The organism is Lacinutrix sp. (assembly GCF_037625555.1).
GTDB lineage: Bacteria > Bacteroidota > Bacteroidia > Flavobacteriales > Flavobacteriaceae > Lacinutrix.
This window is the reverse complement of the sequence record NZ_JASJHV010000115.1, coordinates 1-13941: the sequence shown is the minus strand read 5'-3', so window position 1 is coordinate 13941 and position 13941 is coordinate 1. Positions and strand designations below refer to the sequence as shown.

At 31.4% G+C, this 13941-nt stretch carries 17 protein-coding genes and 1 pseudogene; 9 read left to right on the top strand and 9 right to left on the bottom strand.

Annotated elements, in window-relative coordinates:
• The 3 genes from QNK89_RS09760 to QNK89_RS09750 form a co-directional block, all read right to left on the bottom strand.
• Positions 1 to 704 (bottom strand): hydroxymethylglutaryl-CoA lyase (locus tag QNK89_RS09760; RefSeq protein ID WP_340170836.1); only part of this gene is annotated, 704 nt, incomplete at its 3' end.
• Positions 705 to 762: 58 nt separating this feature from the next.
• Complete coding sequence (locus QNK89_RS09755; RefSeq protein WP_340170834.1) at positions 763 to 1380, bottom strand: LysE family translocator; 618 nt, start codon at positions 1378 to 1380, stop codon at positions 763 to 765.
• Positions 1381 to 2415 carry a quinone-dependent dihydroorotate dehydrogenase gene (locus QNK89_RS09750; protein WP_340170833.1) on the bottom strand — a complete coding sequence of 345 codons (1035 nt, stop codon included), beginning with the start codon at positions 2413 to 2415 and terminating at the stop codon, positions 1381 to 1383.
• Positions 2416 to 2511: 96 nt separating this feature from the next.
• Between QNK89_RS09750 and pepT the strand changes: the two genes are divergently transcribed.
• The 8 genes from pepT to QNK89_RS09710 all read left to right on the top strand — a co-directional run bounded on the left by pepT (position 2512) and on the right by QNK89_RS09710 (position 8061).
• Positions 2512 to 3750 (top strand): peptidase T, encoded by a 1239-nt coding sequence (pepT, locus tag QNK89_RS09745; protein ID WP_340170832.1) that lies wholly within the window; start codon positions 2512 to 2514, stop codon positions 3748 to 3750.
• 403 nt (positions 3751 to 4153) lie between these two features.
• Positions 4154 to 5125: a beta-ketoacyl-ACP synthase III gene (locus QNK89_RS09740; RefSeq protein ID WP_340170831.1), complete on the top strand. Its 972-nt coding sequence runs from the start codon at positions 4154 to 4156 to the stop codon at positions 5123 to 5125.
• Positions 5126 to 5158: 33 nt separating this feature from the next.
• Positions 5159 to 5980 (top strand): SDR family oxidoreductase, encoded by an 822-nt coding sequence (locus QNK89_RS09735; RefSeq protein WP_340170830.1) that lies wholly within the window; start codon positions 5159 to 5161, stop codon positions 5978 to 5980.
• A 252-nt stretch (positions 5981 to 6232) separates the two neighbouring features.
• On the top strand, positions 6233 to 6694 hold the full coding sequence (locus QNK89_RS09730; protein ID WP_340170829.1) for an SET domain-containing protein-lysine N-methyltransferase: 462 nt from the start codon (positions 6233 to 6235) through the stop codon (positions 6692 to 6694).
• Positions 6672 to 7034, top strand: coding sequence for a DUF2200 domain-containing protein (locus QNK89_RS09725; protein WP_340170828.1), 363 nt, complete (start codon positions 6672 to 6674; stop codon positions 7032 to 7034). Before QNK89_RS09730 ends, QNK89_RS09725 begins: the two co-directional genes overlap by 23 nt.
• A gap of 35 nt (positions 7035 to 7069) precedes the next feature.
• Positions 7070 to 7300 carry a hypothetical protein gene (locus QNK89_RS09720; protein ID WP_340170827.1) on the top strand — a complete coding sequence of 77 codons (231 nt, stop codon included), beginning with the start codon at positions 7070 to 7072 and terminating at the stop codon, positions 7298 to 7300.
• Positions 7301 to 7461: 161 nt separating this feature from the next.
• Positions 7462 to 7836, top strand: a complete 375-nt coding sequence (locus QNK89_RS09715; protein WP_340170826.1) for a DUF1801 domain-containing protein — start codon at positions 7462 to 7464, stop codon at positions 7834 to 7836.
• Positions 7837 to 7851: 15 nt separating this feature from the next.
• Positions 7852 to 8061 (top strand): YdeI/OmpD-associated family protein, encoded by a 210-nt coding sequence (locus QNK89_RS09710; RefSeq protein WP_340170837.1) that lies wholly within the window; start codon positions 7852 to 7854, stop codon positions 8059 to 8061.
• 4 nt (positions 8062 to 8065) lie between these two features.
• Here QNK89_RS09710 and QNK89_RS09705 read toward each other — a convergent pair.
• From QNK89_RS09705 to QNK89_RS09680, 6 genes and pseudogenes are all read right to left on the bottom strand, one after another.
• Positions 8066 to 8812 (bottom strand): annotated as a pseudogene (locus QNK89_RS09705) (substrate-binding domain-containing protein); the annotation flags it as partial.
• Positions 8813 to 8827: 15 nt separating this feature from the next.
• Positions 8828 to 9073, bottom strand: a complete 246-nt coding sequence (locus tag QNK89_RS09700) for a LacI family DNA-binding transcriptional regulator (protein ID WP_340170825.1) — start codon at positions 9071 to 9073, stop codon at positions 8828 to 8830.
• A 119-nt stretch (positions 9074 to 9192) separates the two neighbouring features.
• Positions 9193 to 9474 (bottom strand): preprotein translocase subunit YajC, encoded by a 282-nt coding sequence (gene yajC / locus QNK89_RS09695; protein WP_340170824.1) that lies wholly within the window; start codon positions 9472 to 9474, stop codon positions 9193 to 9195.
• Positions 9475 to 9479: 5 nt separating this feature from the next.
• Positions 9480 to 10055: a DUF1573 domain-containing protein gene (locus tag QNK89_RS09690; RefSeq protein ID WP_340170823.1), complete on the bottom strand. Its 576-nt coding sequence runs from the start codon at positions 10053 to 10055 to the stop codon at positions 9480 to 9482.
• Positions 10056 to 10108: 53 nt separating this feature from the next.
• Complete coding sequence (gene nusB, locus QNK89_RS09685) at positions 10109 to 11053, bottom strand: transcription antitermination factor NusB (RefSeq protein WP_340170822.1); 945 nt, start codon at positions 11051 to 11053, stop codon at positions 10109 to 10111.
• Positions 11054 to 11133: 80 nt separating this feature from the next.
• On the bottom strand, positions 11134 to 12240 hold the full coding sequence (locus tag QNK89_RS09680; RefSeq protein ID WP_340170821.1) for a Glu/Leu/Phe/Val dehydrogenase: 1107 nt from the start codon (positions 12238 to 12240) through the stop codon (positions 11134 to 11136).
• Positions 12241 to 12385: 145 nt separating this feature from the next.
• Here QNK89_RS09680 and QNK89_RS09675 point away from each other — a divergent pair.
• A partial coding sequence (locus QNK89_RS09675) for an ABC transporter ATP-binding protein (protein ID WP_340170820.1) occupies positions 12386 to 13941 on the top strand: 1556 nt, incomplete at its 3' end.

The window sequence follows — 13941 nt, the reverse complement described above, 5'->3', positions numbered from 1 at the left end:
CCTTGTATTGCACCATCAAAACGTCTACATCCTGCATTATAAGCTGTATCTACCTTCTCGAACCATGTTGTTGGTGTTGTATGTAAATGCGCACCAAACTCTATATTATTATATTGTGGAATTAAATTAGAGAATAAATAGTTAATATTTTCTGGGTTAGATGTACCAACAGTATCACTTAAAGATAAGATTTTAACTCCCATTTTACTTAAGCGTTCAGTCCATTCTCCTACTATATCCACGTTCCAAGGATCTCCATAAGGATTACCAAAACCCATAGAAATATAAACCACAACTTCTTTATTTACAGCATCTGCTTTATTTAATGTCTCTTGTAGTGTAACTACAGATTGTGCAATAGTTTTATGCGTATTACGCATTTGAAAATTCTCCGAAATTGAAAAAGGGTATCCTAAATAATCTATTTCTGGATGTTTACAGGCATCTACTGCACCACGTGTATTTGCTATAATGGCCAACAACTTACTGGTTGTTTTACTTAAATCTAATTGCGCTAAAACTTCTGTAGTATCTACCATTTGAGGTATAGCTTTTGGAGATACAAAACTTCCAAAATCTAAGGTATCGAAACCTACTCTAAGTAAAGATTGAATGTATTGTACCTTTTTTTCTGTAGGAATAAAGGCTTTAATGCCTTGCATGGCATCTCTAGGGCATTCTATAACTTTAACGTGGTTCTTCATATTAATTCAAAGATAAAAAAGTAAAAGTTTACTATAACGTTTTAGCTTAGTATTTTCTTTAAAAGAAAATAAAAAATGCAATACCAACAAATACTACTATTTGAAGCCACTTTAAAACAACTCCAATATTTTTATTAGCTTTTATATAGGTGGAAATTGATCCAGAAAGAATTGCGATACCAGAGAATATAACAAAAGAGGTTGCCATAAATAATAGCCCTAATACATAAAATTGAGTTACAGAACTTAAGGTTTCTGAAAACAAAAATCCAGGAAAGAAAGCTAAAAAGAAAATAGAAACTTTTGGGTTTAGCACATTCATTATAACACCTTGCTTAAACAGTTGCCATAGGCTTTTTTTAGGTGCTGTGTTATTATCTAATTCTACTTTTGCATCACTTTTAAAAACTTTATAAGCTAAATATAACAGGTAAGCTGCACCAAAACATTTAATTGCAAAATATATAGCATCGTTTTCTTTTATAATTGCCGATACTCCAAAGGCAACCAAAGTAGTGTGTAAAAGGCATCCAGAAATAAGACCACATACGGTAGCTATACCAAATTTAGTTCCATTTACAATACTTTGCATTAATACATAAATATTGTCTGGACCTGGTGAAATAGCTAAGACTGAAGTGGCTAAAACAAAGGCTATAAGTGTATCGTAATTCACTTAAAAATCTTTTAAAATTGTTTTATTAATTTTTTTAATAAGCGAAGGTCCTTCGTATATAAAACCAGTATAAATTTGTACCAAGTCTGCTCCAGCTTCAATTTTCTCTAAAGCATCTTTAGCCGAATGTATTCCTCCTACTCCTATTATTGGAAAGGATTGTTTACTCTTGGTAGACAAATACTTGATCACTTTTGTAGATTTCTCTTTTACAGGTTGTCCACTTAAACCTCCATTTCCTATTTCTGTAAGTCTTTTGTTGGTTGTTTTTAATCCTGTTCGATCTGTAGACGTGTTACTTGCAATTACACCATCTAGATTTGTTTCGGCAATAAGCTCGACAATTTCATCTAACTGACCTTCGTTTAAATCTGGAGCAATTTTTAGTAAAATTGGTCTTTGTTTTTTAAACGTTTTATTTGCTTTTTGTACTGTACCTATTAACTCTAGCAAATAGTCTTTATCATTTAACTTAGCATGACTTCCTACATTTGGGCAACTAACGTTTAAAACGAAATAATCTACATAAGGATGCAATGCATTAAAACATTCCAGGTAATCTTTAGTATAATCTTCTGGTTTTGTTTGGGTGTTTTTACCAATATTACCACCAATAATAAGCTTGCCTTTATTCTTTTTAAGTTTTGCTATAGCAGCTTGAATGCCTTCATTATTAAAACCCATTCTGTTAATAATACCTTGGTCTTCTTTTAGCCTAAACAAACGTTGTTTTGGGTTACCTACTTGTCCTTTTGGTGTTACTGTACCTATTTCTATAAAGCCAAAACCAAAGTTTGCCAATTCGTTATAAAGCAAAGCATTTTTATCGAATCCTGCTGCTAAACCAACTGGGTTTTTAAAGGTTAAACCAAACAGTTTACGCTCTAACTTAGCATCTTCAATAAGATATAGGCTTCTAAATAACGAAGCCATTCCTGGAATTTTACACGTAAATTTAATTAATGAAAATGTAAAATGATGAATTTTTTCTGGATCGAAAGCAAAAAATAAAGGTCTTAGAAGTATTTTATACATTTTGAAAATGTTTGCACAAAAGTACTTCGAAAAAACGTGATTTACAATATAAATAAGCGATAGATATTGTACTTTTATACTTTAAAATTTATCATAATGATTTCTAAACAAGATATAATAAAACGCTTTGTAGGTTATGTAACAGTAGACACAGAGTCTGATCCAGAAAGCGACACTACACCAAGCACAGCAAAACAATGGGATTTAGCAAACGCACTGGTAGAGGAGCTAAAAGCTATTGGTATGAGCGATGTTTCTATAGACGAAAACGCATACATTATGGCAACATTACCAAGTAATGTAGAACATAAAGTACCAACCATTGGTTTTATTTCTCATTTTGATACCACTCCAGACTTTACTGGTGCCAATGTAAAACCTCAAATTATTGAAAGCTATGATGGTAAAGACATTATACTTAACGAGGAAGAAAACATTATACTATCTCCAGATTATTTCGATGATTTGTTATTGTACAAAGACCAAACACTAATTACAACAGATGGTACTACGCTTTTAGGAGCAGATGATAAAGCAGGAATTACAGAAATAGTTTCTGCAATGGAATACCTTATCGCAAATCCGCAAATAAAACATGGCACTATTAAAGTTGGGTTTACACCAGACGAAGAAATTGGTCGTGGTGCACACAAGTTTGATGTAGAAAAATTTGGAGCAGATTGGGCTTATACTATGGATGGCAGCCAAATTGGAGAATTAGAATACGAAAACTTTAATGCAGCAGGAGCAAAAGTACGTGTAAAAGGTAAAATTGTACATCCTGGTTATGCAAAAGGTAAAATGGTAAACTCTATGTATATAGCTACAGAGTTTATTAACTCGCTTCCAAGACTAGAAACACCAGAACATACGGAAGGTTACCAAGGATTTTTTCATTTATATTCTATAAATGGTGAAGTAGAAGATACGGTTTTGCAATACATAATTCGCGATCATGATCGTGGGCATTTTGAATCTAGAAAAGAAGTAATGCAAAAGCTAACAAACGAATTAAACTCGCAATATGGTAGAGAGGTTATTGAGATAACCATAGAAGACCAATATTTTAATATGAAAGAAAAAGTAGAGCCAGTAATGCACATTGTGGATATAGCAGAAGAAGCCATGAAACAAATAGGCATTACACCACTTATTAAAGCCATACGTGGTGGAACAGATGGTTCACAATTAAGTTATATGGGTTTACCATGTCCAAATATTTTTGCTGGAGGACACAATTTTCATGGACGTTACGAATACCTTCCTGTAGAAAGCATGATTAAGGCAACAGAAGTTATTTGTAAAATATGTGAGTTAACAGCAGAGAAAAAGTAAGTCGCTTTTTAGATTAAATGATAACAGCCAAAACCTATTTTTTTTGGGTGTTTTGTGTTTTTTCAATATTGACTTTCTCAAAAAATACGCTAACTTCGTTTAACGTCTGATAAAAAACATTGAAACGATTCTTTATCATCGCATTGTAGCACATAAAAACTAAGTTCGCATCCTACATTTAACAAAAAAAGTAAAATTTTCTACACAATTAGCCAGGCCGAAAAATATTTGGCCTATTCTGAATTACGAATAATACATTTTTTGGTAGCGTCAAAAATCAAAATTTATTATATTCATTTTTTAAACACCTGTTTTTTTTCAATATAATAATAAACTTCAATTATTTAATTTTTTTAGTGATTTCTATTAAAAATGAATCATATTTATTGGCTAAAATTAGCCTATGATAAACGCATACATTCGTGGTACTGGTTCTTATGCACCAAAGAACGTTGTTAAGAATAATTATTTTGAAAGCGTAGGATCTTCAGACAAATGGATATTTGAAAATCTTGGAATAAAAGAACGTAGGATTTCCACAGGTGAGACAACAAGTGATCTAGCCTACAAGGCTGGTTTATCTGCAATTGAGGACGCTGGATTATCATCTACTGATGTTGACCTTATTATTTTAGCAACTGCAACCGCAGATAGACTTGCTCCATCTTGTGCTTGCTTTGTTCAAGAAAAGTTGGGTGCGAAAAACGCCGTTGCATTCGATATTTCTGCAGTGTGCTCTGGTGCCTTATTCGCAACGGCTACAGCAGTACAATACATAAAATCTGGAATGTATAAAAATGTCCTGGTTATTGGCGCAGATACCTTTTCTACCATTACAGATTGGAACAGAAGAGATGCTGTCTTTTTTGGAGATGGTGCTGGTGCACTTGTGCTTTCTCATACAACAGAGGATAAAGGATTTCAGGATTTTATCTTAAAAACAGACGGTACAGGGAAAGAACATTTCACAATACCTGCAGGTGGATCAGAGAAACCTACAAGCAAAGATACCATTGCTAATGGAGAACATTATTTTCAGATGAATGGCTCTCAGGTATATAAAACAGCTATAGATGTAGTTCCTAAATGTATTGACGAAATACTAACGAAAAATAACTACAGCATAGATCAAATTAAATACCTCCTACCCCATCAACCAAGTATTAGAATTTTGCAGGAAGTAGCTCGCAGAGTTGGTTTGCCCTTTGAAAAAGTAAAAACAAATATGGATAGATATGCCAACACCTCTGGAGGAACTATTCCTATAATTTTAAATGAAACACTAAAAAACAACAACCTTGAAAAAGGAGATTTGTTATTATTTGCAGCGGTAGGTGCTGGATGGACATGGGGAACAGCCATTTACAAATGGTAATTTAATAATTTACTTTTCTTAAACATAAAAAATATGCTTTCAAATACTACATTTCTAATTACTGGCATCGCAGACAAACATTCATTGGCAATGTTTGTGGCAAAGCAAATCATCAAACATGGAGGTAAGGTTATTTGTACTGGGCTAGGTGTGAGTAAACATCACACCAGTTTATCAGAAAAAGCAAAAGTATTTCTTACCCAAAATTATGAAGATTTTAAATTAGCTATTTCCCAGGAGCTTGGTGACACACATGTTGAAATACTTGACGCCTCTTTGGATGAGAACATAGATACTTTTACTCAAGAGTTATCAAATAAAGGAGTGAAACTTAATGGCTTTTTACATGCAATAGCCATGGATAAGACCATTCGTAAAAAAGAAGTGAAACCGCTTTTGGATGTTACAAAAGATGAGTTTTGTGATACCATGAACGTCTCTGCATATTCACTTATAAGACTGTCTCATTATTTGCTAAAATATAATGTATTACAAAAGGGAGCCTCTATATGTTCTTTAAGCTACATAGCGGCTGCAAAAGTAACGTTTCATCCCTACCGAAATATTAGTATTGCAAAGGCCGCCTTAGAAAGAATAACTATTGAGCTAGCCGATGAACTTGGAAGATCACACGGTATACGCGTTAATGTAATTAGATTCTCAACTTACATGGGAAGTAAAGCTGGAAATGCAACCTTAACTAGCAATGACATTGAGACCGCAAATAAAATGAGCCCACTTGGCAATGCAAAACCTATGGATCTTGCCCATGAGATTGTACATTTATTTAGACCAGGACTCTCTATAACTGGAGAAATAAGACATGTAGATGGAGGTTATAATATTACAGGATAAACTGTTAAACCAAATTATAAAAACATATTCACTAAAAACGTACTACAAGAACGTGTATAGTTCATTGCATCTGAAATTCCTTTCAGAATTTCCTCGCTGCCGAACAATGGGTTTCTGTTTAATTGCTATCTTAGTTCTCACGCAACGAAACCATACACGAACACGTTAAACGAAACCCTCAAAAATTTTAAAACTAATAATCTAGACGACCACATTCAAAACAATAGTATAGAGGCATTAGAATCTGATTATTTGTATATTAATACTTCACAAATTGAGCAAGCTGGAAAAGGCTTATTTACAGCAATAACTATTTATAAAAACGAAATTATCTCTCTCTTTAAAGGAGAAATAATTACAGAAACCGAAGCTACAAAACGTATAGAACACAACAACGATCGCTATTTTATAAATATACTAGATGGAAGTATAATGGATAGCCAAAACACCAACTGCTTTGCAAAATATGCCAACGATGCCCAAGGTTTATTTACCAGTAAGTATAAAAACAATGCAAAAATAACACTAGACGACAATGGTAATGTATGCTTAAAAGCAACTAAAAAAATAAAGCAGAAGAAGAGATATTTTGTAGTTATGGCAAAGCATATTGGAAAAAACACAGTTAACAAAAACTACTTTATAACGTATTCAATAAATTTTATTACTTTAGAGTTAAAAGATATTTATAATGGCTACAACACCAGAACATGATAGACGAATTGCAGAAATAAAATTTTATTCTGTTTATCTGCATTATGTAAGCAAAGTTGAAAAAAAAGGCAGAACAATAGAAGAATTGCATACTGTTATAGAATGGCTAACAGGCTATAACGAAACAAAAGTTAAAACCTTAATAGAAGAAAAAGTTACTTTCGAAATCTTTTTTAAACAAGCGCAACTAAACCCAAATGCTAAGCTAATAAAAGGCGTGATTTGTGGTTACAGGATTGAAGACATACAAACACCTTTAACCAAGCAAGCGCGTTACTTAGATAAATTAATAGAAGAATTATCTAGAGGACGTAAAATGGAAAAAATATTAAGAACATAAGATTTATTAGATACATGAAAGAAAAAATTAAATCATTGAAAATTATTCATTTAGCACTATGTGCAGGTGTTATCTCGGCTTATTTTTTTATTGATGAGTTTAGCTCAATAAAAGACGTTTTTAATGTTTCTATAGAGACAACAGAAGATTATGTGTTTCTATTACTACCTATAGCAGCATTTTTAATTGGTAATTTTATTTACAAATTTATAGCCAAAACTATAGATAAAACAGCTAGTGAAGAGGCTAATTTTAATAGTTACTAAACTGCATCAATTGCAAGATGGGCTATTTTAGAAGGCACAGCTTTTATTGTATTGTTTATGAAACCGGAATTTATTATTTCTGGTATTGTTATTATTATTTATCTTTTTCTTTTAATGCCTACAGAAGATAAATATAAAAGTGCACTAACTGTTTTATAGCAATGAAAAAAGTACAATCTTTAGAGGAATATACAGAAGCAAACGCTCAATTTAAAGAAGCGTTACTACTGCTTAGAGAATTATTATTAACTACCAATCTAGACGAAAACATTAAATGGTCTGCACCTACTTACAATTTAAATGGTAAAAACGTTTTAAGTTTAGGCGCTTTTAAACAACATTTCTGTATTTGGTTTTTTAATGGTGTATTTTTAAAAGATGAACATAACATTTTAGAGAAAGCCCAAGAAAAAACAAAGGCATTAAGGCAATTACGCTTTAATAACATTAGCGATATTAATAAACCTTTGGTGCTTTCTTATATTAAGGAAGCCATAGAAAATCAAAAACTAGGAAAAAAAATAAAACCTACATGAACTTCTAAAAAAGATATTGTAATTCCAGAACAGTTAAATGAAATCCTAAAAGCAGATTCTAATTTTAAAGATGCTTTTAAATTATTAACGCCATCTTGCCAAAAAGAATATTGCAATTATATAGCTGAAGCTAAAAGAGAAACCACAAAAGTTTCAAGACTAGAGAAAATAAAACCTATGACTTTAAAAGGTGCTGGTTTACACGATAAATATAAAAACTGTTAAGTTTTTAAAGTGTTGTATCTCTTAAGTTTAAACTAAAATCTATAGTTTTAGTTACTGTTTCTAGATGCTCTTTAGATTCTAAACGCTTTACTAATAATTGCACAGAAGCTTCACCAATGGCATCACTATGCTGTGTTACAGTAGATAGTTTTGGACTTGTAAATGGTAAAACATTATCATCACTAAAACCAATTATAGAAAGGTCTTTTGGAATGCTAAAACCATGTTTATTCGCGATATTTAGAGCTATAACTCCAGAAACATTATCTATGGTTATAATACCATCAATAGTTTTGTTTTGGTTAAAAAGCGTTTGGATTTCTGATTCTAAATCTTTAATTTTTGAAACCTTAATTTCAGTCAAATTACAATGGGTGTGTTTTGCATCTTCTATTGCCTTAAAACAACCTTTTACTCTTAATTTACCTACACTTAACTCATCTATATTATTAATTAAAATAATGTTTTTTCGACCTTCGTTTATAAGGTGTAGCGTTGCATTGTAAGCTGCTTGAAAATCGTTAATAATAACCTTATCACAATCTATAGCTTCTGCTACGCGATCGAACATTAAAATTGGTATTTTTTGATTTAATATTTCTTTAAAGTGATTGGTTACTTTATTGATTTGTGTTTCTTCAGAAATAGACATTATAAAACCATCTACACTTCCATTAGCCAACAACTCTAAACTATTAGCTTCTTTTTTATACAGTTCGTTAGAGAGGCATGTAATAATATTATAACCTTGCTTTGCAGATTCTTTCTATATACCATAAAGTACTTTTGCAAAAAAGTGGTTTAATATGTCTGGAATTATTACACCTATGGTTTTAGTTTTACTGTTTTTAAGACTTAATGCTACACGATTAGGTTTATAATTATGTAATTTAGCTGCTTCTTTTACACGTGCAATTGTTGCCTCACCAATCTCACTACTTCCATTTAGAGCTTTAGAAACTGTAGATATTGAAACGTTTAATTCTTCGGCTAATTCTTTTAAAGTAGTCATGTGTAAATAATAAATTTTTGTAAACTTACAATTTAATTATTTAAATGTTATTAAAACTAAAAAACCTCAAGTTTTCACTTGAGGTCTTAAATATGTAATACAAGTAATAAAAAATAGAATTACTTTTTTTCTGGTGCATTTAAAACCTTACTGCTTTCCATAGAGATTGCAGCTCGATCGAACTTTAATTTTCCAGACATTGTTTCTATAACACAACTACTGTCTTTCTCGTTAAATTCTACAATTTTACCATGCATACCACTTTTTGTTATTACTTTGTCGCCACGCTTTAAATCTGCTGCGAACTTTTTTTCATTTTTAGCACGTTTCATCTGTGGTGCAATCATAAAGAAGTACACTACAGCAAACATTGCTACAATCATTAATATATTGCTATCCATACTTATTAATCGTGGTTATGGCCTTCGTGACCTGGTTGAGTACTTGACTTTACGGGAGCTGTTACTGCAGGATTAGCTGCTGGCTTCATTACTGAAGATGCATTAGGTGTTTTAGCTGCTGAAGCTGGTGCATTTGGATCTGGCTTAATAAAAGCAGAAATTTTAACTACTTCTCTACCTTTTTCTGTGTTAGCAGTTACAGTAACGGCTTTAGACACTTTATTGTTTCCTTTACCGTTAAACTTTACAGTAAACTTTCCTTCTGCTCCTGGTGCTAATGGCTCTCTTGACCAATCTTTTGGTATAGTACAACCACAAGAACTCTTTACGTCTGTAATTACTAATGGAGATTCTCCTGTGTTTTTGTATGTAAATACAGTTTCTACTGGAGTTCCGTTAATAATTTCACCAAAATCGTGCTCTGTTCTATCAAACTCAATTACAGGAAATTTTGATGCTGCTTCATCTCTAACTGCTGCTTCTGCAACCTTAGAATCATCTACTTTGCTTGATGCATCCTCTTTACAAGATGTTAATGCTATCATGCACAATGCGCTAAATAATACTACTACTTTTTTCATAATTTAATTTTAATATTTTGGTGATTTGCCGTAAAAATAACAATTTTTTCTAACTACATCAAGCCACGACCAACTTTATTTAGTTTTCCTTTGCTTTGATATTCTTTTACTAGTTTATCTAAAATACCATTTATAAAAACGCTGCTTTTAGGAGTAGAATATTCTTTAGAAATCTCTAAATATTCGTTAATGGTTACTTTTGTTGGTATAGATGGAAAACTTTGAACCTCACAAATACCCATTTTTAATAACATTAGATCAATATTTGCAATACGATCGCTATCCCAATTGGTTGTTTTTTTAGTAATTTCTTCTGTTAAAGCATTTTGGTTTAACAAGGTCTTTTTAAACAATTTAATAGCGAACTCTTTGTCTTCTATATCTTTATAAAGTTTTGGAAGAAAATGAAAAGCACTAGAGTCTTTTTTAACTTTACGTAGTAATTTTAATATTGCAGTATTTACTGTAGGTAAATCGTCTAGCCATGTTAAATGCTTGTCTTCAATATAATCGTAAAGCTTTTCGTTTGGTGCGATAATTTCTTTAAATACATCTACAATAAAATCGCGATCTTCTTTAAAATCTGAAGTTGTAGTTTCTAAATACGTTTTATATATATCGCTAGCTAAAATTTCATTAAAAATAATATCTACATATTCTGAGTCTAATTCCCAGTTATTAATATGGAGTGATTCTAGTTTGGCTTGTAGTTGCTTATTGTCTTTAAGCATTGCCAACAAGCTATTATTTACAAACTTGCGATTTGGATTTTTTTCTTCTTGAGTTGCAAGATGCTTTTTACTACTTTTCTCTAAATGATTTTCTGAACGTTTTTGAACTTCAATCATTAAAGAAATTAATAGTAAATACAAGTTGTACAAATTGTCTATACTAAACAATAAGAATTTTTGATCTTTAGAAAAATCATCGCTTTCTGTACCTCCAAAGGCATAAAGCACTTGCATAACTTTAATTCTAATGTGTCTTCTATTTAGCATACTTACAAAGAACTTAAAAAAATTAGAGCGAAAGTGATAATCACTTTCGCTGTGTAAAAATAGTATATTTTATGAATATCTTAGCTATTAGAATTTTCTTTTTTTCTTGCATCAATTCTTCCTTGAGCAATATTTAAAGCCGCTTGATGAGTTGTAAGACTATTTGTTTCGGCATTATTTAAAATCTCTAATGTTGTATTGTAAATATTTTCGGTTTTACGCATAATTTCAGTTTTACCGTAATTCTCTAATTCTGCATAAACATTGATAATACCACCAGCATTAATTAAAAAATCTGGTGCATACACAATACCTTTATCTTGAAGCATTTGCCCATGAATTAACTCGTTTGCTAATTGATTATTAGCAGCACCAGCGATAACTTTGGCTTGTATTTTATTTATAGTATCATCGTTAATTGTAGCTCCTAGTGCACAAGGTGCATAGATATCTACAGGTTCAGAATAAATATCGTTTCCTTTATAAATTTGAGCTCCGTATTTTATACTTACTTCATTAAGGCGGCCTTCATTTATATCTGAAATAATAACCTTTGCACCTTCATTTGTTAAATGCTCTACTAGAGATTCACCAACATGACCAATACCTTGAACAAGAACAGTTTTATCTTCTAAAACATCTGTACCAAATTTATATTTTGCTGCTGCCTTCATTCCCATAAAAACACCATAAGCGGTTATTGGAGAAGGGTTTCCTGCACCTCCTTTACTCTCAGAAATTCCTGTAACATAAGGTGTAACTTCACGAACTAAATCCATGTCGATTGTTTCCATCCCTACATCTTCTGCAGTAATATATCTTCCACCTAGAGAGTGAACAAACTCACCAAAACGTTTCATTAACTCTGGTGTTTTTTGAGTTTTTGCATCGCCAATAATAACGGCTTTTCCACCACCAAGATTTAAACCTGTAATTGCAGATTTAAAGCTCATTCCTCGAGACAAACGTAAAACATCGTTTAATGCTTCCCATTCGTTGTTATATTGCCACATTCTGGTTCCACCTAAAGCTGGACCAAATACAGTATTATGTATACCTATTATTGCTTTTAATCCTGTATCTTTGTCGTTGCAAAAAACAATTTGCTCGTGATTATCGAATGATAATTGTCCAAATACTGGATCTATTTTATATAATTCGTTTGCGTTTAAAACTTCTGAAACCATAGATTGCTATTTTAATTAATGTGGTTACCTTTTACAGATTACGCAAAAAGAACGCGCAAAAATAAGGAATATTAGTATTATTGCAAAAATTAAGCTATTAAAATTGAATATTTCGTAATTAAATTTTAACACCCTAAATCTGTAAATGAAAGAATTACAGCATCTTAATAAATATTTCTTAAAATATAAAACGCAATTATTAATAGGTATTCTTATTACTGCAATATCGATTGTGTTTAAAGTTTTTGTTCCAAAGCTTATTGGCTCTATAATAGATATTGTAAGCAACCAATTAGAAAACCCAGAAAATGCAATATCAAATTTTAAAAGTGAGTTATTAAAAAACATATTATTAATTATTGGAACCTCTGTTGTTGCTGGAATACTTACCTTTTTTATGCGCCAATATATTATTAATGTATCGCGTTATATTGAATTTGATTTAAAAAATGAAATCTACCAACAGTATCAAAAACTATCGCTTAACTTCTATAAAAAAAATAGAACAGGAGATTTAATGAATAGAATAAGTGAAGATGTTGGACAAGTAAGAATGTATGCTGGTCCAGCAATTATGTATAGCATAAATACAATCACCCTTTTTATTGTAGTGCTAGCATTTATGTTTAAGCAATCTCCAAAATTGACACTTTTTACATTAATTCCGTTGCCAATTTTATCAATTTTAATTTATCTAATTAGTAAGGAGATTCACAAACGTAGTACTATTGTACAAGAGTATTTATCTAAATTATCTACTTTTACTCAAGAAGTATTTAGTGGTATTTCTGTAATTAAAGCCTATGGTATTGAACCACAAACTCAAACCGATTTTAATACACTTGCCAAAACTAGTAAAGAAAAACAACTTAGTTTAGTTCGTGTTCAAGCCTTCTTTTTTCCAATGATGCTTCTGCTAATTGGTATTAGTAATATTATTGTAATCTACATTGGTGGACAACAATATATAAATGGTGAAATTTCTTTAGGAAACATTATGGAGTTTATAATTTATGTAAACATGCTAACTTGGCCAGTAGCAACTGTAGGTTGGGTAACCTCTATAATACAACGTGCAGAGGCTTCGCAAAAGCGTATAAATGAGTTTTTAAAAATAGATGCTGAAATTAAAAACAATGCTGCCAAACCCTCTATAATTGGAGGGAATATTGAATTTAAAGAAGTACATTTTACCTATGACGACACTAATATTAAAGCACTACAAGGTGTTAGTTTTAAAGTTAATTCTGGAGAAACTTTAGCAATAATAGGGAAAACTGGTTCTGGAAAATCTACTGTTTTAGATTTAATAGGACGCCTTTATGATATAGACAGAGGCGAGCTTCTTGTAGACAAACAAGCCATAGATAAATTAAATCTTACAAGTTTAAGAGATGCTATTGGTTATGTGCCACAAGACGCTTTTCTATTTAGCGATACTATAAATAATAATATAAAATTTGGTAAAGAGAATGCTAGCAATGAAGAGGTTATTGCTGCAGCCAAAAATGCACAAGTACATAAAAATATTATTAAATTTACTAATGGCTACGAAACTACTTTAGGAGAACGTGGTATAACACTTTCTGGAGGACAAAAACAACGCGTCTCTATTGCAAGAGCAATAATAAAAGATCCCAAAATATTATTGCTCGACGATTGCCTCTCTGCAGTTGATACAGAAACCGAAGAAAAGATTTT

Bases quoted from the DNA above. Each gene is read 5' to 3' on its own strand.
- QNK89_RS09750 (WP_340170833.1), bottom strand. From the start codon at position 2,415: ATGTATAAAATACTTCTAAGACCTTTATTTTTTGCTTTCGATCCAGAA.
- pepT (WP_340170832.1), top strand. From the start codon at position 2,512: ATGATTTCTAAACAAGATATAATAAAACGCTTTGTAGGTTATGTAACA.
- QNK89_RS09740 (WP_340170831.1), top strand. From the start codon at position 4,154: ATGATAAACGCATACATTCGTGGTACTGGTTCTTATGCACCAAAGAAC.
- QNK89_RS09735 (WP_340170830.1), top strand. From the start codon at position 5,159: ATGCTTTCAAATACTACATTTCTAATTACTGGCATCGCAGACAAACAT.
- QNK89_RS09725 (WP_340170828.1), top strand. From the start codon at position 6,672: ATGGCTACAACACCAGAACATGATAGACGAATTGCAGAAATAAAATTT.
- QNK89_RS09715 (WP_340170826.1), top strand. From the start codon at position 7,462: ATGAAAAAAGTACAATCTTTAGAGGAATATACAGAAGCAAACGCTCAA.
- QNK89_RS09700 (WP_340170825.1), bottom strand. From the start codon at position 9,073: ATGACTACTTTAAAAGAATTAGCCGAAGAATTAAACGTTTCAATATCT.
- yajC (WP_340170824.1), bottom strand. From the start codon at position 9,474: ATGGATAGCAATATATTAATGATTGTAGCAATGTTTGCTGTAGTGTAC.
- QNK89_RS09690 (WP_340170823.1), bottom strand. From the start codon at position 10,055: ATGAAAAAAGTAGTAGTATTATTTAGCGCATTGTGCATGATAGCATTA.
- nusB (WP_340170822.1), bottom strand. From the start codon at position 11,053: ATGCTAAATAGAAGACACATTAGAATTAAAGTTATGCAAGTGCTTTAT.
- QNK89_RS09680 (WP_340170821.1), bottom strand. From the start codon at position 12,240: ATGGTTTCAGAAGTTTTAAACGCAAACGAATTATATAAAATAGATCCA.